The organism is Variovorax sp. CF079, from assembly GCF_900101545.1.
Classification (GTDB): Bacteria; Pseudomonadota; Gammaproteobacteria; order Burkholderiales; family Burkholderiaceae_C; genus Variovorax.
The window spans coordinates 170,350-192,642 of the sequence record NZ_FMZU01000010.1; the positions used below are offsets into that span (position 1 = coordinate 170,350).

22 protein-coding genes are annotated in these 22,293 nt (G+C 67.3%); 15 read left to right on the top strand and 7 right to left on the bottom strand.

From position 1 onward, the window contains the following. Positions 1-3: 3 nt before the first annotated feature. Positions 4-312, bottom strand: a complete 309-nt coding sequence (locus tag BLS74_RS15400; protein WP_093107687.1) for a phosphopantetheine-binding protein — start codon at positions 310-312, stop codon at positions 4-6. Positions 313-412: 100 nt separating this feature from the next. Here BLS74_RS15400 and BLS74_RS15405 point away from each other — a divergent pair, with 100 nt between their 5' ends. Then, positions 413-1,930, top strand: coding sequence for a helicase HerA-like domain-containing protein (locus tag BLS74_RS15405; protein WP_093107689.1), 1,518 nt, complete (start codon positions 413-415; stop codon positions 1,928-1,930). A 90-nt stretch (positions 1,931-2,020) separates the two neighbouring features. Here the strand turns inward: BLS74_RS15405 and BLS74_RS15410 are convergent, their stop codons facing one another. From BLS74_RS15410 to BLS74_RS15425, 4 genes are all read right to left on the bottom strand, one after another. Continuing rightward, entirely contained in the window at positions 2,021-2,533 is a 513-nt protein-coding gene (locus tag BLS74_RS15410; RefSeq protein WP_093107691.1) for a hypothetical protein, read from the bottom strand. Positions 2,534-2,613: 80 nt separating this feature from the next. Next, positions 2,614-5,091 (bottom strand): caspase family protein, encoded by a 2,478-nt coding sequence (locus BLS74_RS15415; RefSeq protein WP_093107693.1) that lies wholly within the window; start codon positions 5,089-5,091, stop codon positions 2,614-2,616. Between the two features lie 18 nt (positions 5,092-5,109). Further along, positions 5,110-5,814, bottom strand: coding sequence for a zinc metalloprotease (locus BLS74_RS15420; RefSeq protein WP_212733671.1), 705 nt, complete (start codon positions 5,812-5,814; stop codon positions 5,110-5,112). Between the two features lie 21 nt (positions 5,815-5,835). Further along, positions 5,836-6,645, bottom strand: a complete 810-nt coding sequence (locus BLS74_RS15425; RefSeq protein WP_093107695.1) for a hypothetical protein — start codon at positions 6,643-6,645, stop codon at positions 5,836-5,838. A 185-nt stretch (positions 6,646-6,830) separates the two neighbouring features. On the opposite strand from BLS74_RS15425, the gene BLS74_RS15430 reads away from it, so the two are divergent. From BLS74_RS15430 to BLS74_RS15440, 3 genes are all read left to right on the top strand, one after another. Then, positions 6,831-8,342 carry a hypothetical protein gene (locus BLS74_RS15430; RefSeq protein ID WP_093107697.1) on the top strand — a complete coding sequence of 504 codons (1,512 nt, stop codon included), beginning with the start codon at positions 6,831-6,833 and terminating at the stop codon, positions 8,340-8,342. Then, positions 8,339-9,115 (top strand): hypothetical protein, encoded by a 777-nt coding sequence (locus tag BLS74_RS15435; protein ID WP_093107699.1) that lies wholly within the window; start codon positions 8,339-8,341, stop codon positions 9,113-9,115. Before BLS74_RS15430 ends, BLS74_RS15435 begins: the two co-directional genes overlap by 4 nt. 73 nt (positions 9,116-9,188) lie before the next feature. Next, positions 9,189-10,262, top strand: coding sequence for a TAXI family TRAP transporter solute-binding subunit (locus BLS74_RS15440; RefSeq protein WP_093107701.1), 1,074 nt, complete (start codon positions 9,189-9,191; stop codon positions 10,260-10,262). 2 nt (positions 10,263-10,264) lie between these two features. On the opposite strand, the gene BLS74_RS15445 is transcribed toward BLS74_RS15440, so the two are convergent. Together BLS74_RS15445 and BLS74_RS15450 are read right to left on the bottom strand one after the other, a co-directional pair. Further along, positions 10,265-10,906 (bottom strand): NrsF family protein, encoded by a 642-nt coding sequence (locus BLS74_RS15445; RefSeq protein ID WP_093107703.1) that lies wholly within the window; start codon positions 10,904-10,906, stop codon positions 10,265-10,267. After that, entirely contained in the window at positions 10,903-11,457 is a 555-nt protein-coding gene (locus BLS74_RS15450) for a sigma-70 family RNA polymerase sigma factor (RefSeq protein ID WP_093107705.1), read from the bottom strand. The genes BLS74_RS15445 and BLS74_RS15450 overlap by 4 nt, the downstream gene beginning before the upstream one ends. Positions 11,458-11,632: 175 nt before the next feature. Between BLS74_RS15450 and BLS74_RS15455 the strand changes: the two genes are divergently transcribed. The 11 genes from BLS74_RS15455 to BLS74_RS15505 all read left to right on the top strand — a co-directional run bounded on the left by BLS74_RS15455 (position 11,633) and on the right by BLS74_RS15505 (position 22,292). Beyond that, positions 11,633-11,920, top strand: coding sequence for a BufA1 family periplasmic bufferin-type metallophore (locus tag BLS74_RS15455; RefSeq protein WP_093107707.1), 288 nt, complete (start codon positions 11,633-11,635; stop codon positions 11,918-11,920). 20 nt (positions 11,921-11,940) lie between these two features. Further along, positions 11,941-12,783: an MNIO family bufferin maturase gene (locus BLS74_RS15460; protein WP_093107709.1), complete on the top strand. Its 843-nt coding sequence runs from the start codon at positions 11,941-11,943 to the stop codon at positions 12,781-12,783. Further along, positions 12,780-13,541 (top strand): HvfC/BufC N-terminal domain-containing protein, encoded by a 762-nt coding sequence (locus BLS74_RS15465; RefSeq protein WP_093107711.1) that lies wholly within the window; start codon positions 12,780-12,782, stop codon positions 13,539-13,541. Before BLS74_RS15460 ends, BLS74_RS15465 begins: the two co-directional genes overlap by 4 nt. Continuing rightward, complete coding sequence (locus BLS74_RS15470; protein ID WP_093107713.1) at positions 13,538-14,023, top strand: DoxX family protein; 486 nt, start codon at positions 13,538-13,540, stop codon at positions 14,021-14,023. The genes BLS74_RS15465 and BLS74_RS15470 overlap by 4 nt, the downstream gene beginning before the upstream one ends. Positions 14,024-14,158: 135 nt before the next feature. Further along, positions 14,159-15,469: a GTP cyclohydrolase II gene (locus BLS74_RS15475; protein WP_244503887.1), complete on the top strand. Its 1,311-nt coding sequence runs from the start codon at positions 14,159-14,161 to the stop codon at positions 15,467-15,469. Further along, positions 15,466-16,875 (top strand): URC4/urg3 family protein, encoded by a 1,410-nt coding sequence (locus BLS74_RS15480; RefSeq protein ID WP_093107715.1) that lies wholly within the window; start codon positions 15,466-15,468, stop codon positions 16,873-16,875. The genes BLS74_RS15475 and BLS74_RS15480 overlap by 4 nt, the downstream gene beginning before the upstream one ends. 28 nt (positions 16,876-16,903) lie before the next feature. Continuing rightward, positions 16,904-17,533 carry a uracil phosphoribosyltransferase gene (gene upp / locus BLS74_RS15485; protein ID WP_093107717.1) on the top strand — a complete coding sequence of 210 codons (630 nt, stop codon included), beginning with the start codon at positions 16,904-16,906 and terminating at the stop codon, positions 17,531-17,533. 26 nt (positions 17,534-17,559) lie between these two features. Beyond that, a complete protein-coding gene (locus BLS74_RS15490) occupies positions 17,560-18,561 on the top strand; it encodes a BMP family protein (RefSeq protein ID WP_093107719.1) in 1,002 nt (333 codons plus the stop codon). 146 nt (positions 18,562-18,707) lie between these two features. Continuing rightward, positions 18,708-20,234: an ABC transporter ATP-binding protein gene (locus BLS74_RS15495; protein ID WP_093107721.1), complete on the top strand. Its 1,527-nt coding sequence runs from the start codon at positions 18,708-18,710 to the stop codon at positions 20,232-20,234. 85 nt (positions 20,235-20,319) lie between these two features. Further along, entirely contained in the window at positions 20,320-21,381 is a 1,062-nt protein-coding gene (locus tag BLS74_RS15500) for an ABC transporter permease (protein WP_093107723.1), read from the top strand. Beyond that, a complete protein-coding gene (locus tag BLS74_RS15505) occupies positions 21,372-22,292 on the top strand; it encodes an ABC transporter permease (RefSeq protein WP_093107725.1) in 921 nt (306 codons plus the stop codon). Before BLS74_RS15500 ends, BLS74_RS15505 begins: the two co-directional genes overlap by 10 nt. The last annotated feature ends 1 nt before the right edge of the window (position 22,293 follow it).

Consider the following 22,293-nt stretch of genomic DNA (forward strand, 5'->3'; position numbering starts at 1 on the left):
GGATCAGGAAGCGCCGCGATTCTGCGCGACGTGGGCCGCAAGACTGCGCAGCGACTGGAAGATTTGCTGATTGCGCTCGTCATCGGAGCGCAGCTGGAAGCCGTACTTGCGCGAGACCTCGAGCGCGACTTCGAGGATGTCGATCGAATCGAGCCCCAGGCCTTCCCCGTACAGCGGCGCCGTGGGCACGATCTCGGAGGGTGCGATCTCGAGATTGAGCGACTCCACAAGAAGAACAGCCAGCTCGTTCTCGAGGGCTGACTGTTCGGGCGCATCGCCGACGGCGGAAATAGGGGGCTGGGTCGATGACAAATCAAACTCCGAGAACTTTTGAATGAACTATCGCACGGGGTGCGAATTATAGGAGGCCGCTTCGATAGACTCCGCTGCGTACCACTGACCGGGAGCACCCATGGCCGACCCCCTTCTGATCGCCCGCCACGACACCATCGAATGCGCCCTGCTGCCGGGCCTGACCAATCGCCACGGCCTGATCACCGGCGCCACCGGCACCGGCAAAACCGTCACCTTGCAGACCATTGCCGAACAGCTTTCGAACATCGGCGTGCCGGTGTTCATGGCCGACGTCAAGGGCGACCTGACCGGCGCCAGCCAGCAAGGCAGCATCGGCGAGAAGATGGCCGCCACCCTCAAGGAACGCGGCATCGAGCTGCCCCAGCCCCTCGCCTGCCCCGTCACGCTGTGGGACGTGTTCGGCGAACAGGGCCACCCGGTGCGCGCCACCGTCTCCGACATGGGCCCGCTGCTCTTGGGCCGCATGCTCAACCTCAACGAAACCCAGGCCGGCGTGCTGAACCTGGTGTTCAAGATCGCGGACGACAACGGCCTGCTGCTGCTCGACCTGAAGGACCTGCGCGCCATGCTGCAGCACGTGGGCGAGAACGCGAGCCAGTTCACCACCGAATATGGCAACATCAGCGCCGCCAGCGTGGGCGCGATCCAGCGCGGCCTACTGCAGATCGAGAGCCAGGGCGGCGACAAGTTCTTCGGCGAGCCGATGCTCAACATCGCGGACTTCATGCAGACCGCGGACGGCAAGGGCGTGGTCAACATCCTCGCCGCCGACAAGCTGATGAACTCGCCGCGGCTCTACGCCACCTTCCTCTTGTGGCTGCTGTCGGAGCTGTTCGAGCAACTGCCCGAGATCGGCGACCCGGAGCAGCCTAAGCTGGTGTTCTTCTTCGACGAGGCCCATTTGCTCTTCAACGAGGCGCCCAAGGCCCTGGTCGAACGCATCGAGCTCGTGGTGCGACTGGTGCGCTCCAAGGGCGTGGGCGTGTTCTTCGTGACGCAGAACCCGCTGGACATTCCGGATACGGTGCTGGCGCAGTTGGGCAATCGCGTGCAGCACGCGCTGCGGGCCTTTACGCCGCGGGATCAGAAGGCCGTGAAGGCGACAGCCACGACGATGCGGCAGAAGCCGGGGTTGGATATCGAGACGGCGATCACGGAGCTGGCGGTTGGGGAGGCGCTGGTGAGTTTTCTCGACGGCAAGGGGCGGCCGACGATCACCGAGCGTGTGTATGTGCTGCCGCCGGGAAGCCAGATCGGGCCGATCACTGCTGCGCAGCGGCAGGCGTTGATTGCGAACTCGCTGGTGGCCGGGGTTTATGAGAAGGCCGTAGACCGCGAGTCGGCGTACGAAAAGCTCAAGGGACGGGCCGAGACGGCGCCTGACGCGCCGGCTATCAAAGGCAAGCCTGGCGCTGCAGCGGCGGAGGAATCGGGTGGGCTGATGGGTGGGCTGAACGAGATCCTGTTCGGCTCCACGGGCCCGCGCGGCGGCAAGCGCGATGGGCTTGCGCAGACGATGGCCAAGTCGGCGGTGCGGACCATGGGCACCACCGTCGGCAAGGAGATCCTGCGCGGGGTACTGGGTGGGATCTTTGGAGCTAAGACGCGGCGCTGAAGGGCCCAGTCCTGATCGCCCTTTTTGCCCCGGCATGTGGGTGTCGCCCACGAGCTTCTCGACATCGCATTGCCCAAATGAGCCTCCGGGTCACGGCAGGCGCCAGCCCTGGAAGCCGGCGTCCGGATCGAGCGGCGAAGGCGGCGCCATGCCGCTTTCTGCAGTGAAGCCGGCGTAGTCCACGAGCCTGACCACGGTCGAGAAAGGCTCGGACTCGACCGCAAGGATGGCGGCGCGAAACACAAGGCGAACGCAGCCATTGATGTCCTCGCCGCCACCACGCGCGAAGGCGCGCAGGCCCGACCCCGCATGGGTGAAACCACCGACGTGACGTGTGGGCGGGACCGTGAGGGCGCTCGATGGTGCGGCGCCGAGGGCATCCAGCACATCGCCGCTGCGCAGTTCCACCGACAGCCGCAGCGTGATCGGCTGGGCGGCTCGCGCCAACTCCAGTCCGACCCAGAAGGCTTCGTTGTCGGCCGTCGGCACGATGAGGTCGCCCTGCCGGCCGAGCCCGACCGGCAGCGCACCCAGGCTAGAGGGCAGGCTGCCGGAGGCGATGCGCGACGTCGGGCGCAGGAAGCGCTGGAACGACAGACGCAACCCCGGCGGGATGCATGCGCCCGCAAGGTCGATCCAGTCGGCGGTCGGCGTGGCGATGGACGTGGCTGGCCTCCTGGCGACTATTCCATTCCCGCCTTCAAGGCCTCGAGCGCGCAGGGCGGCAGGTTCAGCGAGGCCGCGCGGGCGCGGGTCGCGCGCGGCAGGCGCGCCAGTGCCTCCGGCGACCGCGGCACGCTGCGCGGCGCACGCTTGGCCACCTTCGGCAGCATGCCGGGCTGGAGCGCCTGCGACGGCGGCGATGGCGGGGTGCTGACCTGAGGCCGAAGGACGGCACGCGCGAGTTCCTTCCTGGCTGAGGACTTCACTTCTTCGTCGGTGTTCCACACCAGGAATGGCGGCAGCGCGGCCAGGGCCTGGATCCGTGCCCACATGTCCGCCGGAACGAGGTCGACACGCTTGCGGGCAGCCTGCGCCAGCAAGGCCCAGCTGCGCTGGAACATCGGCGGGCCGCGCAAAGCGTTGACCCGCCGCAGCTTCGGGTCCGCGCATTGCAGCGCGAGCGCCTCCACGTCGGGATGACCCTCGCCGAGCAGCCCGCGAAGGTTCGCGACGACGGTGTCGAGCATGCTGATGTCGCGTCCGGAATCGCGCTCACGCTCGATCAGGAGCAGGTGGCCGCCGATGATGCCGGCCACGGGATTGCGGGACTTGAGCATCAGCATCTCTTCGAGTCGTGCGCTCAGGATACGCCGCTCGTTGGCCATGGCCTGCTTGGCAGTTTCGGCCATCCGATCTTCCGCATCGGTCTCGGCGTCGTGCTCTTCTCCGAGCCGGCGCATCATCACCGCGGCGCGCGGTCGCGGATCGACCTTGGTCGCGCCCGGAACGACCCGCCGCAGCACGAAGACCTCGGTGCGCCACCCTGCGCAGACGATCAGGCTTTGCTCGATTGCATGCCCTTCCTCGATGTCCTGCCGCAGGAAGTAGCTGCCGGGGTGCACCGCTGCAACGCTGAAGGCATAGGCGTCGCCGCCCTCATGGCGCTCGCGCACCTGTTCCATGTCGATGACGGCCTCCCCGTTCGCATCGACGATGCTGACACCGTGCCACGGCGGCGTGGTGCCCGGCACGGTATCGATCTTGCTGCTGTAGGTGCGAACCATGACCATGATCACCGCCTGCCCGGGCAACGCCACGAGCGCATTGGCCGCATCCACCGCACGCCGGCGGCCGGCCTGATGGTACTCGTGGCTTGCCGCAGTGTCCGGCAGCGGCACCACGGTTGCCAGTAGCTGGGCCTGGCCCAGGTCGGTGAGCGGGTGATCACGATCCAGCATCACCACCCGCTGGGTGATTGCGTTCCCGATTCGGATCTTCACCTTGAACAGGCCCGGCGGCAGAGGTGTGGAAAGATGGGCTGGTCCATAGTCGACCAGGGAGAACCGGTTGTCGACGACGAATATCTCGGCCGTGGGATCGCCGGGATCGACGTCGAGGCGGTAGACCTCACTGCCATCGAACTGCATCACCGGCACACCGGCATCCACGATCGCGACCTTGGTCGGACGCACGACTTCGAAGCCGTGGCGTAGCCCGGCGTCCGGCACTTCCATCAGGTACAGGCCAGGCTTGAGCGCCAGGACCTTGGGCCCATCGTCCACCGTGAATGTCCGGCTCACCACCGGCGGCGACCCCGACCACAGGTGCGCATTGGCGCCCGTGGCCGGGGCCTTGAACGTGAGCGTGACCTCATAGGCCGGCGGCGTGACGCCGCGGGCAAAGATGAGGCCGGAGTCCTCCTGCACGACTTCGGGCTCCTGCGCGACGTCGCGGTCGTCGCGATCGCGCTGCACGAAACGCGCGGACTGCGCATTGCGCACCCAGTCGGCCAGGCTGCGGCCGGTCACGCGCCCGTTCACATCGGCCGCCGCGCCTCGCAAGCCTTCGAGCAGGGTCCAGGTGAACACGCCGTGGGTTCTGTCCTCGTCTTCGGCGATCGGAACCTCTACCGCCTTCAGGGGACGCTGGGCGGCGAAGGCGACGAAGTTGGCCAAGGGGGGATTGGAAGCCGCCGCGAGCGGCAGCGGCGGATCGTGCGGCTGCAGGAAGGAAGCCCGGTTCATGCAGGCATCAACCCAGAGGACGAACTCCCGGAAGTAGCCCGCATCCTGCAGCCAGTTGAGCCAGCCGGTCGCGTGAATGTTCAGGCCTAGCCGCTCCTTGGCATCGGCAGTGAAGAGGCAGGCGCGCTGGCGTCCCGGCGAGAAGCCGTGCCCGGACATGTAGATGTAGAGCCTGCGCCCGACCTGCATGCCCTTGCGGGCCTTCTTGTTGGCCTGTGCGACGCCGTCGATGTTCGACATCAACTGGTCGAGCTGCCCGGCCGTCGGAACGGCAGCGCCCGGGACGTGCGGTACCGCTAGAGGTTCGAAGATGTTCTGCACGCCGGGCAATCCACCGCCGTTCGGATCGAGCAGCCACTTCTTCATGGCATCGACGTCGTTGCGCGGCCCGCGCAGGTCGACGGGCGAATTGCCTTCGCCGAGCTCGGGGTAGCTGTCGATGCCGATGAGGATGGCGTAGTCGTTCGGGTTCATCTGGCGTTCCCGGGGGACTCAGTTCTTGCCATAGGCCTCGGCAATGAAGTCCTTGTCGGTCTGGGACAGCTCGCCATTCAGGCCGGCCGAGCTTCCGTCGAGCGTCCAGGCCTTCGGTATCGGATACATCATGATCGAGTGGGTGTCGACGGCCGTGGCGTCGAGTTCGAGCTCCTCGTACTTCTTGAACATGTTGGTTTCGATGGTGGCGTCGCTCCAGCTGTTCGGCGGCTTGCGCAGATCGGCTATGACGGCAGCTCGATTCCACTGGATGCCGCCCCTGGAGTTCTGGTGCTCGTGGACCATGCCCAGCGCATGGCCGAACTCGTGCAGCACGACGCGGCGCAGTTCGTCCTGCGGTGAATCAGGCGTCAGCCAGCCGTAGTTCATCGTCGGCTCCGGCTCTTTGATCTGCCGGCACATCGTGCCCAGGTAGGACCAGGATCCGTTGCCCTGGACGAACGCGATCCGGATGTCGGTGGGGCCCTTGTCGCGGAAGTCGAAGGTCAGGTTGGCCAGTCGGGTCCATTCCTCCGCCACATCCTGAACGCGTTGCTGCAGTCCCGGTGCGCCTTCGAGAAAGCGCATCGTGATGATGCTTCCCGGATCCCACTTGGCCGCCCGCAGGAGCGCGGCGCGGTGGCCGTTGAGCCGCTGCTGGTCGTCCTGGTCGACCGGTCCCGCAGTGAGGCAGTTGCAGAAGTGATGCTGATTGATGGTCATGATGCTCTCCTTCGGGCGTGGTTATCGGACAGTGAGTACAGGCAGCCTCAGCAAGCGCGGGACTGCCGGCGGCGGGCTCGGTATCTGATTTGGCGCGAGGCCCTGCTGCGGCAACTGCGAGGGCGGGGGCGCAGGCGGAGGCGCCGCCACGGGCGGGGCCTCGGCCACGACCCTGCCCTTGGCGATCGCCTCGTCGATGAGGGCACGGATCTGCGACGGGCGACACACCGACTCATAGCGGGTGAGCAACGCGACCGCGTCGGGATAGTCGAGGCCCGGCAGTTGGCCCTGCACCGACGCGAGGAAAGCGCTCTGCGACTCGCGCACGATCTTGGTGACCGAGTGGGCAGCGTCGGAAAAAAGATAAGCGGTTGTGAACGCGTCCATACTCGACGCGGCGAAACTGAAGGTGGTGGCCACGCCCGCGATCTCCTTGGCGCTGCTGCCCGTCAGTCCCATGATGGCGGAGGCCAAGCCCCCGATCAGGCTCACCTGCTTGCGCTCGTTGGAAGCGGCCTGGTTCGCGCCGCCGACAGCGTCCAGATATCGATCACATTGCAAGTCCAGCATCGCGCGGCCCGAGCGAAACGCCTTGAGGGCCGGGGCCGATTGATCCGACGCCAACGCGCTGGCTTGCAGGTCCTTGGCGAAGGTCTCGGCCGCAAGGTTGAAGACGGTGATGCCTTCCTTGAAGGCAGTGTCGGCGATCGGCTTGCCGGGCGAGGTCTGGTAGGTCGAGCAGCCGGCGATGGCCGCCAGCCCGGCGAGCGCCAGCGCCAGGGCGCAACCAGTAGGTGGCTTCGCTTCGACCGGGGCTTTGCCAGTGTGCATGGATGTCCTCCATCGCGACCACCGGCGACTCTTCTGAGTCTCGACCGGCCCCCGGAGTGTTCGGGAAACGGCATGCAGCGTCATCCACCATAAAAGGTACGACTCGACGGCCGAGGGGGAGGTCTCACCACCAGGGCGGGGATTCCCCCATCAGGAACGGCCATATCCGGCCGCACACTGGATGAATGTCCGCGTCGCTGACGACGTCTCATCAAAACGAGCGTTGGGAGCTGGGCGATCAGGTCTGGTCGCGCAATCCGACGACGGGGGCTTTTGACCTCGCGGACTACCGCGGGCTGGGTGCAGCCCCGGCGACGTTCAACCCGCTCGACCTGGCGACGCTGGTCGGGGCGCGCGTCAGCTTCGATGAGGCGGATCGGGGGGCCAAGCCGGTCGCACTCTACCCCGGGGCGTTCAAGTTTTCTCCCATCACCGGTAGAGCGCTGCCTGAACCGCCTATCGCCCATCTGGATACGTGGCTGCCGCCTTTCGGCGGCGATGGTTCCGCTGCCGACCAGCCGCAAGGGCTGGGACGGACAGCCGTTCGCCTGGCGCTGCGGCCAACGCTGAGCGTCGAGTCTCTGCCGGACCGCCATCTGGGGATGCCGCCTGCGGGAAACTACCAGTTCCTTGTGAGCACGTGCCATGCGTGCGAGTCCGGATTGTTCGCCCTCGACGCTTCGCGGGGACTCATCTATCACTGGCTGCCGTACTCGGAGTGCTGGCTGGAGGTCTACCCCAGAGGAGCGGAGATACTCGTCGAGAGCTCTCTCGACGACCACGCCTGGGGCATGGTGGTGCAGAACCCGCAAGGATCCACCAAGCTGTTCATGCCTACCGAGGACGGGCTGGCCATCGTGACCGTCAATCCTGTGGCCCGGACCTACGAATCGCAGCTCGTGGGCAGACGCTGCGCAGGCGCGCCGGTCATGTGGCAAGGCAGGGTCTATGTGCCCATGCTGGAAGAAGACAGAAAACTCGGCGTTTACGCGTTGAATCCAAAGGGCAGTGCTCTTCGCCGTGTCCATGGGCCGAAAGTCGCTGCCGCGACCGCGACAGCGGCATGGTTTCGCCCGCTGGCTGATCACCGGCAGATCATCTGGATGACCTCGATGGGCCAACTGATCGTCAAGCGCGGCAGCGGCACCGCGCTCGAAACGTCCTTTCTGCCATGGGCGTCTGGCATCACGCCCCGCTTCGATCTGGGCAGCCCCTACCTTTCCGACAGCGGCCATCTATGGCAGCAGTGCTTGCTGCAGGACGAGCAGGGAGGGCAAATCGTCTTTGTTCAACTGGGACTGGGCGAACCGGAAATCAGACCGGCAAGTTCACCGCGGCTTTGCACCGGGGCCGCGTGTTTTCAGCTTGAGACACGCCTGCGGGGCGATCCCTGGTTGGATCCCGATGACGACAGTCCTGTTGCCAGCGCCGACGAAGTGATCTTTCCGTTGCTGGCATCGACTTCAGCATCGACCCTGCTGTGCGCGCGCGTGTCGAATGCCCGCTCGGTGGATGACCTTTTCGCATCGAACGAGACGTACACCACCACCTTCGAATTGCGCGGCGAGCATGACGTGCAGTTCTGGGTCGACAGAATGCCCAGGCCGTGGGCGACGCGACCGTTCGTCTATTCGGGCCACCTGTATCTCTATCACCCCGACAAGCGCCGCTCGCCGGGCTGGCGGATCGACTCATGAGCCGTCTCGTCCAACCGGGCTTGGCCAAATCGGACCTGGACTTCTCGGCGCCTTGCCAGCGCTGCGCTGCGCTGTTGCATGGGCGGGTCAAGTTTTGTCCGTACTGCGGCGAGGATGCGTCCGTCACGTTTGGCGCCGATGCGGCAGAGGCCGCCCTCGAGCCTGAGCTTGAAACCCCTGTCAATGAGACCCAAGAGGATGTGAGCTCCGAGCTTGCGCGCATCGTCCCCGCCCGGCTTGGATGGCAAGAGGAGCTGCCCGCGCAGATTGCCGTGGCGCCGCCTTCCAGCGCTGCCCTCACGCGCTCGGCAACGGGCAAGGTAGCGGCGCTGGTTCTGGCTGTGCTCGCCCTGGCTCTGGGTTATCTCTATTTCGACAAGCAGAACGAGACGGACAGGTTGCAAGAGTTCACGGCGAAACTGGCGCAAGCGCAGAGCGCCTTGAGCCGCGGCGACCTCACAGCCGCGGAGCGCGCGCTGGTCCCCCTGGCCGCCGCGCATCCGGATCATCCGGACGTGCGGGCGTTGAAGGACGAGCTCGATCAGCGCGTGCGGGAGCAAACGGCCAAGCGTGAACAGCTGCGCGATGCCACCCTTAGGGCGGCCAAGGCGCTCGGGCTTAGCGATCCGGCCCCTGCTCCGGCCCCTGACCCAGCGCCGCCGGCAGCTGAAGTGCCGGCAATCTCCGTCCCTGCGCCGGTGAGCGGCGTGACGGCCCCCCAGAAGACCGAGTGCGATGCCGCGCTTGCGGCACTGGCTCTGTGCGAGAGATGAGATGCGCGGGCAGCGCGGAGTACCGCTAATCGCCCGACAGGACTACCATGACGACTCTTCACTGGAGCCAGCAATGCCAATCAGATCAATCCTGACGGGCCTGATAGCAATGGCCCTCCTGTCCTCGGCCGCCGCGCAGCCCAGGGCGCAGTACAAGATAGTCACCGCATCGAAAACCGGCACTTACATCCAGATCGGCCGCGACCTTGCCAAGTGGGTCGCCGAGCCCGCCGGCATCGAGCTCGAGGTCATGGAGTCCAAGGGTTCGGCGGAGAACGTTCAGCGCATGCGCTTCGAGCCGGGGGTCAAGCTGGCCCTGGTGCAGTCCGACGTCTACCAGGCCTTCCTGGACGAGGCGAAGGCCGGAAACGCCGACGCGGGCAACATCATCCGTCCGCTGCGGCTCATCATGCCGCTCTACGATGAGGAGATCTATTTCGTCGCCCGTGCCGATTCGCCGCTGAGCTCCATCCACGAGATCAAGAACAAGAAGATTGCAGTCGGAGCGCTCGGCAGCGGTACGGCGCTCACCTCGAGAACGCTATACCAGCTGATGTTCGGCGAGCAGATACCGGCTGCCAACGCGCAGTATCTGAGCAACGAGGAGGCGCTCGCCAAGCTCACCGTCGACAAATCGATCGACGTCGCCATCATCGTTGCCGGACAGCCGGCCAAGCTGTTCTCGGACATGAAGCCCGAGGCGCGCAACTACATCAAGATCCTGAAGCTGGACGACGCGGCGCCGGAAACAGCGCGTGCGAAGAAGACCTACTTTCCCGCGACCATACGCGCCGCGAGCTACTCCACATGGCTCACGGCCGACATTCCCACCCTCACCGTGAAGGCCTACCTGGTCACCTATGACTATGGCTTGCAGTCGACGGTCGGAAACCTCGGCCGTTTTGCCGAGTCGCTTTGCAAGAACTTCGACAAGCTCCAGGCCAATGGGCATCCCAAGTGGAAGCAAGTGCGCCTGGAGCTTCCTGCCCTCAGCCAGGGATGGCGCTACTACGCGCCGATGGAAAAGCGCATGCGCGCCTGCATCGCCGGTCAGGCAGCGGCCGGTGCGCCGGCCTGGGCCGTGCAGCAACCCCAAGGGCGTGTCTGCACGGAGCAGGAGTGGGTGCTCGGCCTATGCAAGAGGTGAGTTCACCATCGCAGCAACCGATGCCCAACAGCCGCCCCCGCCACCACAGGCAACACCATCCCCGCGACATACCAGATCGCCAGGAACGGCGCCGCCAGTTCCTGGCAGTGCAAGGCATAGATCGCCGCCCCCACTCCCGCTGACATGGCGCCGGCCGCAGCACCGGCCAGTGCCGGTTGCGTCGGTGCCAGGCTCTTCAGTGCGACCAGCGAGGCCACGAACACCGGCACCGAGATCACGGCGATATTGAAGGCGCAAGTGCGCCAGGTCTGGCCCCAGAGCAAGGCCGTGCGCTCGTCCGCAGGCGCGAGAAACCAGGCCGCGAACCCCATCACCCACAGCGCCAGCACCGGCAGCGCCAGGCCCAGCCATGCGGCGCGGACCCGCGCACCGGGGCGCGCAAGGCGCTGCACCACCACGAAGCCCGCAATGGCGATGCACAGCGGAAATGCCAGCTTGACCCAGAACATCGGCCAGAACATGGTCTGCACCAGGTCGCGCCGCACGCCGTACTCGATGACCATCCACGCGATCGACAGCGGCACGCCGGCCAAGAGCGCAATCGTGAGGCGCCGTGCGGCCGCATGCCGCGGCACCGGTGGTGCTTCGCGCGCCAGCAGGGCAACGAGCTCGTCTGTTTTCATGATGAGGACTTTCCGATCTTCAGCGCCAGCGCCTTGAGCCCGCGGTGGATGCCGACCTTGACCGCCGATTCCGACATGCCGGTCTTGCGCGCCGCCTCGGCCACCGACAGGCCTTCGAGCTTGACGTGCACGATCGGCAGGCGATGCCGGTCGGGCAAGGTGTCGAGCAGGCCCGCCAGGTCGCGGCGCGCGTCGCTGGCCTCGGTGGCAGATTCGGCGAAGACGGCCAGCTCGTCGTCCAGCGGATCGTTGAGCGCCTCGCGGCTGGCCTTGGCGCGCAGCAGGTCGATCATCTTGTAGCGCGCGATCGCATGCACCCAGGCCGTCAGCGGCTGGTCGCTCTGGTAGGTGTGGCGCTGGTTGTGCATGGCGATCAGGCATTCCTGGACAAGGTCTTCCACTTCGTCGGGCCAGCCGAACAGCCGCCTGCCCAGGAACGCGCGCAGGTGTGCACTGAGCTTCTGCAGAAACGCGTGATAGGCCTGGGCGTCGCCGTCCAGGCCGCGCACGAACAGGTCGTGCAGCACCGTCTCCGCTTCGCTCTTTGCCATCGGGCTCCCACTTGTCATTCGTGCTTTCGCTCAAGCCGGTTACAGGCGCAGCCAAAAAAAGAAATCCGGCGGATTGTGCCGTGCGTTGTAACCCCGGGCGCGCAGGCCACGAAGTAGAAACGACTGCGCCGAGCGGCGCGGTTGAAAATCTTCACTCACCACTGGAGCTCATTCCATGATCACTCGCCCTCTCGCCATCACCGCCCTCGCCCTGGGCGCCCTCGCCGCCGGCTCCGCCATGGCGCAAGACAAACCGATGGCCGACAAGACGGCCGCGATGGAGAAGTGCTACGGCGTCTCGATGGCCGGCAAGAACGACTGCGCCGCCGGCCCCGGCACCACCTGTGCAGGCACCTCCAAGGTCGACTACCAGGGCAACGCCTGGAAGAACGTGCCGGCCGGCACCTGCGTGACCATCAAGACGCCGAAGGGCACGGGCTCGCTGACGCCGATCAAGTCCTGATCGATTGCCCTGCCGCCATCATGTCCAGCTCGCTCACCGCAGGCCTCGGCCTCAAGCCCGAGCACTATGACGCCGCGCTGTCGTCGCAGGTCGAAGGGCTGTGGTTCGAGGTGCACCCCGAGAACTACATGGTGGCGGGCGGGCCGCGGCTGCAATGGCTGGAAGCGATCCGCGAGCGCCATCCGGTGTCGCTGCACGGGGTCTCGCTCTCGCTCGCGGGCGATGCCGAGCCCGATGCCGCGCACCTTCAGCGGCTGGCGGCGCTGGCACAGCGCATCCAGCCTGCATTGATCTCCGAACACCTCGCATGGTCGGCCTGGAAGGGCCGGCACTTTCCCGACCTGCTGCCCTTTCCGCGCAGCACCGAAGCGCTGCATCGCATTGCCGCCAACATCGCGCGCACGCAGGACGCGCTGAACACCGCCATCGCGATCGAGAACCCGTCTCACTATCTGCGCTTCGAAGGGCACGCGTGGGACGAGATCGACTTCCTTGCCGAACTCGCGCGGCGCACCGGCTGCACGCTGCTGCTCGACATCAACAACGTGCACGTGTCGGCGTGCAACCTGGGCTTCTCGGCCACGGACTGGCTGGACCATTTTCCGCACGAGCTGGTCAGCGAGATCCATCTCGCGGGCCATGCGCTCGATCCGACGCTGGGCGAGGCGCTCTTGATCGACTCGCACGATGCACCGATCGCGCCGGAGGTCTGGGGCCTCTATCGCCGCTTCATCGAGCGCGCGGGCGCCCGCCCCACGCTGATCGAACGCGACGGCAATGTGCCGGCCTTCGATGAGCTGATGGGCGAGCGGTCGCAAGCCGACGCCGAACTGCGCCGCATCGCGCAGGAGACCGTGACATGAGCACCTCACTCGCACAGTTCCAGGACGCCTTCGCCAAGGCCTTGTTCGCGCCGCAGGACGTCGCGGATCCGGTGGTGCAGCAGCTCGCGGCGCAACCTGCCTTCGCGGTCTATCGCAACACCGTGATGAAGGGCTGCATCGACGCGCTCGAAGCCAACTTGCCCGTGGTGGCGCGGCTGGTGGGCAGCGAATGGTTTCGTGCCGCCGCGGCGCTGCATGTGGCGGCCGAGGCGCCGCGCGACGGCCGGTTGCTGAACTACGGAAGCGGCTTCGCCGCCTTCCTGCAGGGCTTCGAGCCGGCCGCCGAACTGACCTATCTGCCCGGCGCGGCACGGCTCGACGCCTTGTGGTGCGAAGCTCATGCCGCGCAGGATGCGCCCGTGCTCGATGCCGCATGGCTTGCCCGCTGCACACCGGAACTGCTCGCGACCCTGGTGCTCAAGCCCCATCCGGCGGCGCGCTGGGCCTGGTTCGACGAGCAGCCGGTCTACAGCATCTGGGCGCGCAACCGCACTCCCGCCGACGATGAAGAAGAGCTCGTCTGGCAAGGCGAAGGCGCGTTGCTCACGCGTCCCGCCGACACCGTGGTCTGGCGCGCGATTCCCCAAGCAGGCTGCGCCTTTCTCGATGCCTGCGCCGCCGGTCTGCCGCTGGCCGAGGCGGGCGAACGCGCCCTGGCCATCGATCCCGATGCCGACCTTGCCGCCCTGCTCGAAAGCCTGCTGCGCGCGGGTGCCTTCATCGAAAGAACACCATGAACTCGAACGCTACAGCCTCCAACGCCCTGGCCTCGAGCGACGGGCGCGGCCTTCGCGCACACTGGAACCTGCTGGCCTCGTGGCTCACGCGCATCGTGCCGCACGACCTGCTGGCACTGGCCGCGCGCATGAGCATCGCCGCGATCTTCTTTCTGTCGGGCCGCACCAAGGTCACGGGCTTCCTCACGCTGACCGACAGCGCCTACGAACTGTTCCGCACCGAGTACAAGCTGCCGCTGGTGCCGCCCGAGATCGCGGCGCACCTCGCGGCCTATGCGGAGCATCTGTTTCCGGTGCTGCTGGTGCTGGGCCTGTTCACGCGGCTGTCGGCCCTGGCGTTGCTGGGCATGACGCTGGTGATCCAGGTCTTCGTCTATCCGGACGCCTGGCCCACGCATCTTTCGTGGGCCGCGCTGCTGCTCTACCTGCTCGGTCGCGGAGGCGGCGCCCTCTCAATCGACCGCCTGCTGCGCATCAGCTAAGCCCCCACGCTCCCTCACTTCGTGTGGTCGCTGCCCCCCAAGGGGGTGCAGCGCGGCTTGGGGCGGCCCGGCGCCGGGCCAGCGGCTTGCCAGTCGCAGAAGCCCTCGCTACATTGTGTTTTTTGAGGGCCTGCAATGTCCGTTGACACCGTTCCGACTCCTTCCACGCCGTCTCTTTCCGCGAATCCCGAGCCCTCTTCCGTACCGTCCCAGCGGCCCCACATCCGCCTGACCTCGCACGCGGGCGGCTTCGGCGCCCTGCCGATCCAGTGGGGCGCCGCCACCGCAGCCGAGCGCGGCCCGGTGGTCGGCACCACGACCAAGCGCGCGCACCGCAACGTGATCGGCACGCACAGCGGCTCCTACAGCGTCTACCGCGCGCTGGCCGTCGCGGCCGGTGCGCTCAAGCGAGAGCACAAGGCCGACCTGACCAATACAGCGCCGACCGACGTGATCGGCCCCTATCCGCAGTGGAGCGAGCCCGGCCGCATCGTCTCGCTCGATCCCTGGGGCGCGGTGGTGGCCGAGGCCTTTGCCACCGAGCTGGCGGCCGGCTACGACATCCGCCCCACCATCGCCATCACCAAGGCGCACGTGATCCTGCCCGAGGTGATCGAGGCGCTGCAGACCGGCCGCCTGAAGGCCGACGGCAAGTTCCTCACACCCGGCGGCGCGGCGATGGTCACCAAGGCGGCGATCGAGCCGGTCTGGTACCTGCCCGAGGTGGCCAGACGCTTCGGCTGCTCCGAGACCGACCTGCGCCGCGTGCTCTTCGAAGAAACCGGCGGCATGTACCCCGAGCTGGTGACGCGCTCCGACCTCGAGGTGTTCCTGCCGCCCATCGGCGGCCAGACCATCTACATCTTCGGCAATGCGCGCGACCTGGCCAACCCGGATGTCGAACTCACGGCGCGCATCCACGACGAGTGCAACGGCTCCGACGTGTTCGGCTCCGACATCTGCACCTGCCGGCCCTACCTCACGCATGCGATCGAGGAGTGCATACGCGGCGCACAGCGCGGCGGCGTCGGGCTGATCGCCTACTCGCGCAAGGAAGGCCGAGCTCTCGGCGAAGTGACCAAGTTCCTGGTCTACAACGCACGCAAGCGCCAGGTGGGCGGCGACACCGCCGACCAGTATTTCGCGCGCACCGAGTGCGTGGCCGGCGTACAGGACATGCGCTTCCAGGAGCTGATGCCCGACGTGTTCCACTGGCTCGGCATCCGCAAGATCCATCGGCTGGTATCGATGAGCAACATGAAGTTCGACGCCATCACCGGCTCTGGCATCGAGATCGGCACGCGCGTGAACATCCCCGACGAACTGATCCCGGCCGACGCCCGCGTCGAGATGGACGCCAAGATGGCGGCCGGCTACTTCACGCCTGGCGTGGTGCCGGACGCCGAGGAACTCAAGAAGGCCAAGGGCCGGAAGCTGGATCAATGAGCAAGGACAACTACGGGCTCGATCCCGATCGCCCCACCTCGAACGCGGCCGTGCGCCATGCCGATGCCGACGGCCACGTGGACCCGGCGCTCGAATTCGTGACCGACACCACTCATCCGGCGGGCGCTGCGGCGTTTCTGCGCACGACCCGCGCGGTGCGCATACGCGCGGCCGCATTGCTGACCCGCGCGCGCCGCGGCGAATCGCAGTGGTTCACCATCGGCGACGAGGCCGCGCTCGAAGACACGGCCCGCACGGTGGCGGAGGTGACGCGCGAACGCTATCCCTGGGACACCATTCCTTATCACAGCCGCTGGCGCCATTTCGAAGCGGGCGACGTGAACCGGCTGAAAGAACTCGATCGGCTGCTGGGCCACCTGGACGCGCCCCAGCGGGCCCGCGCCCACATCGACCTGGTGCTGGTGAGCGTGCTGCTCGATGCCGGCGCCGGCCCCGATTGGCACTACATCGAAGCCGCCACCGGCAAGCGCTTCACGCGCTCCGAAGGCCTGGGCGTCGCCAGCTTCCATGCCTTCACGAGCGGCCTGTTCTCCTCGAATCCCGACCACCCGCTGCAAGCCGATGCCGCCGGCCTGCGCGCGCTGGTGACCGACCGGCTGGGTGATGCCTTCCAGGTCAGCGAGGTCAATCCGCTCGTGGGCCTCGCGGGCCGCGCGATGCTGCTGCGGCGGCTCGGCGAGGCGATGAGCGAGCAGCCCGAGACCTTCGGCGACGAGGGGCGGCCAGGCGGCCTGTTCGATGCGCTGGTCGGCCCTTATGGACCCGGCGCCGCGCCGACGGCCGAGATCACGGCGCACGAGATCCTCTCGCTGCTGCTCGAATCGTTGTCGCGGATCTGGCCCGCCGCCAACGCGATCGACAGCCTCGCGGCCGACGGCAGCGATGCGGCCGGCGGCATCGGCTCGGGCGACCCGGCGCTCGCGCTGGGCGACTGCTGGCGCCACAGCGCGGTGCGCGGGCCGGGGCTCACCAACGGCTGGATGCCCTTCCACAAGCTCTCGCAGTGGCTGACCTACTCGCTGCTCGAGCCCTTCGAGTGGGCCGGCGTCAAGGTGCGCCATCTCGATGCGCTGACCGCCCTGCCCGAGTACCGCAACGGCGGCCTGCTGCTCGACAGCGGCGTGATCGTGCCCAAGGACCCGGCCCTGCTCGAGCGCAGTTGGAAGGTGGGCGACGAGTTCATCGTCGAATGGCGCGCGCTGACCATCGCGCTGCTCGACGAGCTCGTGCCCCGGGTGCGCAAGGTGCTCGACCGCAGCGAGGAAGAGCTGCCGCTGGCCCGCGTGCTGGAAGGCGGCACCTGGGCCGCCGGCCGGGCGCTGGCACAGCGCTTGCGTGGCGGTGCGCCACCCTTGCGCATCGAGAGCGACGGCACTGTCTTCTAGACTTCTCCTTTTTCTCACAACAACTCTCATGAGCAACGTCCACCTCGTCGACCACCCCCTCGTCCAGCACAAACTCACGCTGATGCGCCGCAAGGAGGCCAGCACCAACAGCTTCCGGCGCCTGCTCAACGAGATCAGCATGCTGATGGCCTACGAGGTCACGCGCGACATGCCGATGCAGGACATCGAGATCGAGACCCCGCTCGAGACGATGAACGCCAAGGTGATCGACGGCAAGAAGGTGGTGCTGGTCTCCATCCTGCGCGCCGGCACCGGCATCCTCGACGGCATGCTGAGCGTGGTGCCGGGTGCGCGCGTGGGCCACATCGGCCTGTACCGCGACCCCAAGACGCTGACCGCGGTCGAGTACTACTTCAAGATGCCCGGCGGCATGGAAGAGCGCGACGCGATCGTGGTCGATCCGATGCTGGCCACCGGCAACTCGGCGGTCGCCGCGGTGGAGCGGCTCAAGGAACTGAACCCGAAGTCGATCAAGTTCGTCTGCCTGCTCACCTGCCCGGAAGGCATCAAGACCTTCCAGGCCGCGCACCCGGACGTGCCGATCTACACCGCGGCCATCGACCGCGAGCTCAACAGCCATGGCTACATCCTGCCGGGCCTCGGTGACGCGGGCGACCGCATCTTCGGCACCAAATAAATTTCCATATCAACGAGGAGAAGTCCGTGTCCCTACGCCGTCATCTGATCGTCCGTTCGGTCGCCATTGCCGCGGCGCTCGCGGCCGGGGCGCCCAGCCTCGCGCTCGCGCAGGCCAAGCTCAAGGTGGCGGCGGTCTACACCGTGCCCTTCGAGCAGCAATGGGTGGGCCGCATCCACAAGGCGCTCAAGGCGGCGGAGGCGCGCGGCGAGATCGAATACAAGGCCACCGAGAACGTCGCCAACGCCGACTACGAGCGCGTGATGCGCGAGTACGCACAGGCCGGCAACCAGCTGATCCTCGGCGAGGTCTTCGGCGTCGAAGCGGCCGCGCGCAAGGTCGCGAAGGACTTTCCGAAGACGGCCTTCCTGATGGGTTCCTCGCTCAAGCCGCAGGCGCCCAACTTCTCGGTCTTCGACAACTACATCCAGGAGCCCGCCTACCTCTCCGGCATGGTGGCCGGCGGCATGACCAAGACGAACAAGATCGGCATGGTCGGCGGCTTCCCGATTCCCGAAGTCAATCGCCTGATGAACGCCTTCATGGCCGGCGCCAAGGAAACCAACCCGAAGGTGGAGTTCAGCGTGAGCTTCATCAACAGCTGGTTCGATCCGCCCAAGGCCAAGGAAGCCGCCTTCGCGATGATCGACAAGGGCGCCGACCTCATGTACGCCGAGCGCTTCGGGGTCAGCGACGCGGCCAAGGAAAAGGGCAAGCTCGCGATCGGCAACGTGATCAACACGCAGGACAAGTACCCCGACACCGTGGTCGCATCTGCGCTCTGGAACTTCGAGCCCTCGGCCGACCGCGCGATCAAGCTGGTGAAGGAAGGCAAGTTCGCGGCCGAGGACTACGGCCCCTATTCGATGATGAAGCACAAGGGCTCCGAGCTGGCGCCGCTCGGTACTTTCGAGAAGAAGGTGCCGGCCGACATCGTCGCCAAGGTCAAGGCCAGGGAGGCCGACATCCTTTCCGGCAAGTTCACGGTGAAAGTGGACGACGGCCAACCGAAGTCCACGGCCAAGTGAAGCTCTCCCCCAGGCTTCGCGCACTGCTTGTCGCTGCGCCAACCCCCTCACCGGGGGCAACACCAGCGGCCCGGCAAAGCCGGTTCCGCGGTGTTTCCCGAACGAAGGCCGCCGCTGCGCGGGGCCTTTGTCCCAACTGAAAATAATTGTTGGCGACCGTCCTCTCGCTTCGCGGCATCACCAAGCGCTTCGGCACGCTGGTGGCGAACGACGCGGTCTCGCTCGAACTGCAGGCCGGCGAGGTGCTGGCGCTCCTGGGCGAGAACGGCGCCGGCAAGTCGACGCTGATGTCGATCCTGTTCGGCCACTACACGGCCGACGCGGGCGAGATCGAGGTCTTCGGCCGGCCCCTCGCGCCCGGCAATCCGAAAGCGGCGCTGGCCGCGGGCGTGGGCATGGTGCACCAGCACTTCACGCTGGCGGACAACCTCAGCGTGCTCGACAACGTGATGATGGGCACCGAGCCGCTGTGGCAGGGCTTCTCGCGGCGCAGCGCGGCACGCGCCAGGCTGCTGGAAGTTTCGCAGCGCTTCGGCCTGCCGGTGCAGCCGGACGCAACGGTCGGCAACCTCTCGGTCGGCGAACGGCAGCGGGTGGAGATCCTCAAGGCGCTGTACCGCGGTGCGCGCATCCTGATCCTCGACGAACCCACCGCCGTGCTCACGCCGCAAGAGAGCGAGGCGCTGTTCCACACCCTGGCGCAGATGGTGGCGCAGGGCCTGTCGATCATCTTCATCAGCCACAAGCTGGCCGAGGTGCTGCGCGTGTCGCATCGTATCGCGGTGCTGCGCGGCGGCAAGCTGGTGGCTGAAGCGCGCACCCCCGAGACCACGCAGGCTCAGCTCGCGCTGTGGATGGTCGGCCATGCGATCGAAGGCGTGGTGCGCAGCCCCGCGCGGCGGGTCGGCGACGCGGTCTGCGTGCTGGACCATGTGCAAACGGCCGGCAGCGGTCAGGACCGGCTGGCGGATGTGACGCTCACGCTCAGGGCCGGCGAGATCACGGCGATCGCGGGCGTTTCCGGCAATGGCCAGGTCGCGCTGGCGGAGCTGCTCTGCGGCACGCGCCGCGCGATCGGCGGCACGGTACAGCTGATGGGGCGGGCCTTGCCGGCCTCGCCTGCGCGGCTGGTCCAGCGCGGCGTGGCGCGCATTCCCGAAGACCGGCACGCGGTCGGCGTGGTGGGCGACCTGCCGGTGTGGGAGAACGCGGTGTCGGAGCGACTGCGCAGCACGGCCTTCTCGCGCTGGCTGTGGGTGCGGCGCGCAGCCGCACGCGCCCATGCGCGGCGCATCGAGAAAGCCTATGACGTGCGCGGCGCCGGACTCGAATTGCCTGCGCGCACGCTCTCGGGCGGCAATATGCAGAAGCTGATCCTCGGGCGGGCGCTGCTGGCGCCCGATGCGACCAAAGGCCACGGCAAGGCGGCGCGGCTGATCGTCGCGCACCAGCCGAGCTGGGGACTGGACATCGGCGCCGTCGCCTATGTGCAGCAGCAGCTGATCGCAGCGCGCGATGCGGGCGCCGCGGTGCTCTTGATCTCCGACGATCTGGACGAGGTGCTGGCGCTGGGCGATCGGGTTGCCGTCATGCACGGGGGCCAGCTCGGCGAGCCGCGACCGGCCTCGGCCTGGACGCGCGAAGCCATCGGGCTCGCGATGGCGGGCTCATGAGCGCAGCGCCGGGCCGCCTCAAGCAAGCTCGCGCCCCCTCGGGGGGCAGCGAGGACACGCAGTGCCGAGCGTGGGGGCCACATACATGAGGCTGGAGCGCCGCCATGAGACCTCGCGCGCGGCACTGGTGCTGGCACCCTTCGGCGCCGTCGTCTTCACCCTGCTGGTCAGCGCGCTGCTGGTGCTCTGGGCCGGCGCGCCGGTGGGCCGCACTTATGCGCTGCTGCTGCAGGGTGGCTTCGGCTCGGTGTTCGCCTGGAGCGAGACGCTGGCGCGCGCGATTCCGCTGATCCTGACCGGGCTGGCCGCCACCGTGGCTTTCAAGGCCCGGCTCTTCAACATCGGCGCCGAGGGCCAGCTCTACGGCGGCGCGCTGGCGGCCGTGGCCGTGGGCGGGCTGCATGGCGGCACGGGCTTCGCGCTGCCGGTCTGGCTGCTGTTCACGCTGATGATGCTAGCCGCCGCAGTCGCCGGCGCTCTGCTGCTGCTCGGCCCGGCGCTGATGAAGAACAAGCTCGGCGTCGATGAGGTGGTGACCACGCTGCTCTTCAATTTCATCGTGCTGCTCGGCGTCTCGGCGATGCTCGACGGGCCGATGAAGGACCCGACCGCGATGGGCTGGCCGCAGAGCGTGTCGCTGCAGCCCGAGCTCGAACTGGGCCGGCTGATCGCGCAGACCCGCGTGCACACCGGCCTGCTGTGGGCCGGCGCGCTGTCGGTGCTGGTCTGGGTGTTGTTCAAGTACACGGTGATCGGCTTCGACATCCGCGCGGTCGGCGCGAATGCGCGCGCCGCGGCCTTTGCGGGCGTGCCGGTCACGCGCACCGTCGTGCTGGTGGCGTTGCTTTCGGGTGCGCTGGCCGGGTTGGCGGGCGCGATCGAGGTGGCGGGCCGCACCAGCTACGTCACGCTCGACATGTCGCCCGGCTACGGCTACAGCGGCATCGTGATCGCGATGCTGGCCGGCCTGCATCCGCTGGGCGTGCTGGCGGCGGGCGTGTTCGTCGCCGGCGTGCTGGTCGGTGCCGACACGATGAGCCGGGCGATCGGCGTGCCGACCTATGTCGCGGACGTGATCGTGGCTGCCTCGCTGATTGCGGTGCTGGTGGCGACCTTGCTCACACAGTATCGAGTGCGATGGAAGTAGTCGACATCCTCGGCAATGCCTCTTTCTGGGTCGCGGTGCTGCGCATCGCCACGCCGCTGATCTTCGGCACCCTGGGCGTGCTGCTGTGCGAGCGCGCGGGCGTGCTGAACCTCGGCATCGAGGGCATCATGGTCGCCGGCGCCTTTGCCGGCTGGCTCTCGGTCTATGCGGGCGCGCCGCTGTGGGTGGGCGTCGCGGTGGCGGCGTTGACGGGCGCGGTCTTCGGCCTGCTGCACGCCTTCCTGACCGTGGGCCTCGCGCTCTCGCAGCATGTCTCGGGCCTGGGCATCACGCTGCTGGCGACGGCGCTCAGCTACTACGGCTACCGCGTGAGCTTTCCGAAGGTCAACACGCCGCCGACCGTCACGCCCTTCGCGCCGATGGAATGGTTGCACATCCCGGTGCTCGATGCGCAGACGCCGCTCACGCTGTTCGCGCTGCTGCTGGTGCCGGTGCTCGCGTACATCCTCTACCGCACGCCGCTGGGCCTGGCGCTGCGCATGGTCGGCGAGAACCCGCAGGCGGCCGAGGGCCAGGGCGTCTCGGTCGCAGCCACGCGCAGCGGCGCCATCGTCGCCGGTTCGGCGCTGATGGGCGTGGCGGGCTCCTTCCTCACGCTGTCGGCCTTCAACGCCTTCTTCTTCAACATGGTCAACGGCCGCGGGTGGATCTGCGTCGCGCTGGTGGTGTTTGCCTCCTGGCGGCCCGGCAAGGCCCTGCTGGGCGCCCTGCTGTTCGCTTTTTTCGACGCGCTGCAGCTGCGGCTGCAACAATCCGGCGATGCCGTGCTGCCCTACCAGCTCTACCTGATGCTGCCCTATGTGCTGTCGATCGTGGCGCTGGTGCTGGTGGCGCGCAAGGCCAGCTATCCGCAAGCCCTCATGAAGCCCTATCTCAAAGGCGAACGTTAGC

Bases quoted from the DNA above. Each gene is read 5' to 3' on its own strand.
- BLS74_RS15465 (WP_093107711.1), top strand. From the start codon at position 12,780: ATGAGCACCTCACTCGCACAGTTCCAGGACGCCTTCGCCAAGGCCTTG.
- BLS74_RS15405 (WP_093107689.1), top strand. From the start codon at position 413: ATGGCCGACCCCCTTCTGATCGCCCGCCACGACACCATCGAATGCGCC.
- BLS74_RS15445 (WP_093107703.1), bottom strand. From the start codon at position 10,906: ATGAAAACAGACGAGCTCGTTGCCCTGCTGGCGCGCGAAGCACCACCG.
- BLS74_RS15450 (WP_093107705.1), bottom strand. From the start codon at position 11,457: ATGGCAAAGAGCGAAGCGGAGACGGTGCTGCACGACCTGTTCGTGCGC.
- BLS74_RS15505 (WP_093107725.1), top strand. From the start codon at position 21,372: ATGGAAGTAGTCGACATCCTCGGCAATGCCTCTTTCTGGGTCGCGGTG.
- BLS74_RS15440 (WP_093107701.1), top strand. From the start codon at position 9,189: ATGCCAATCAGATCAATCCTGACGGGCCTGATAGCAATGGCCCTCCTG.
- BLS74_RS15435 (WP_093107699.1), top strand. From the start codon at position 8,339: ATGAGCCGTCTCGTCCAACCGGGCTTGGCCAAATCGGACCTGGACTTC.
- BLS74_RS15420 (WP_212733671.1), bottom strand. From the start codon at position 5,814: ATGACCATCAATCAGCATCACTTCTGCAACTGCCTCACTGCGGGACCG.
- BLS74_RS15475 (WP_244503887.1), top strand. From the start codon at position 14,159: ATGTCCGTTGACACCGTTCCGACTCCTTCCACGCCGTCTCTTTCCGCG.
- BLS74_RS15470 (WP_093107713.1), top strand. From the start codon at position 13,538: ATGAACTCGAACGCTACAGCCTCCAACGCCCTGGCCTCGAGCGACGGG.
- BLS74_RS15455 (WP_093107707.1), top strand. From the start codon at position 11,633: ATGATCACTCGCCCTCTCGCCATCACCGCCCTCGCCCTGGGCGCCCTC.
- BLS74_RS15425 (WP_093107695.1), bottom strand. From the start codon at position 6,645: ATGCACACTGGCAAAGCCCCGGTCGAAGCGAAGCCACCTACTGGTTGC.
- upp (WP_093107717.1), top strand. From the start codon at position 16,904: ATGAGCAACGTCCACCTCGTCGACCACCCCCTCGTCCAGCACAAACTC.
- BLS74_RS15430 (WP_093107697.1), top strand. From the start codon at position 6,831: ATGTCCGCGTCGCTGACGACGTCTCATCAAAACGAGCGTTGGGAGCTG.
- BLS74_RS15480 (WP_093107715.1), top strand. From the start codon at position 15,466: ATGAGCAAGGACAACTACGGGCTCGATCCCGATCGCCCCACCTCGAAC.
- BLS74_RS15460 (WP_093107709.1), top strand. From the start codon at position 11,941: ATGTCCAGCTCGCTCACCGCAGGCCTCGGCCTCAAGCCCGAGCACTAT.
- BLS74_RS15415 (WP_093107693.1), bottom strand. From the start codon at position 5,091: ATGAACCCGAACGACTACGCCATCCTCATCGGCATCGACAGCTACCCC.
- BLS74_RS15500 (WP_093107723.1), top strand. From the start codon at position 20,320: ATGAGGCTGGAGCGCCGCCATGAGACCTCGCGCGCGGCACTGGTGCTG.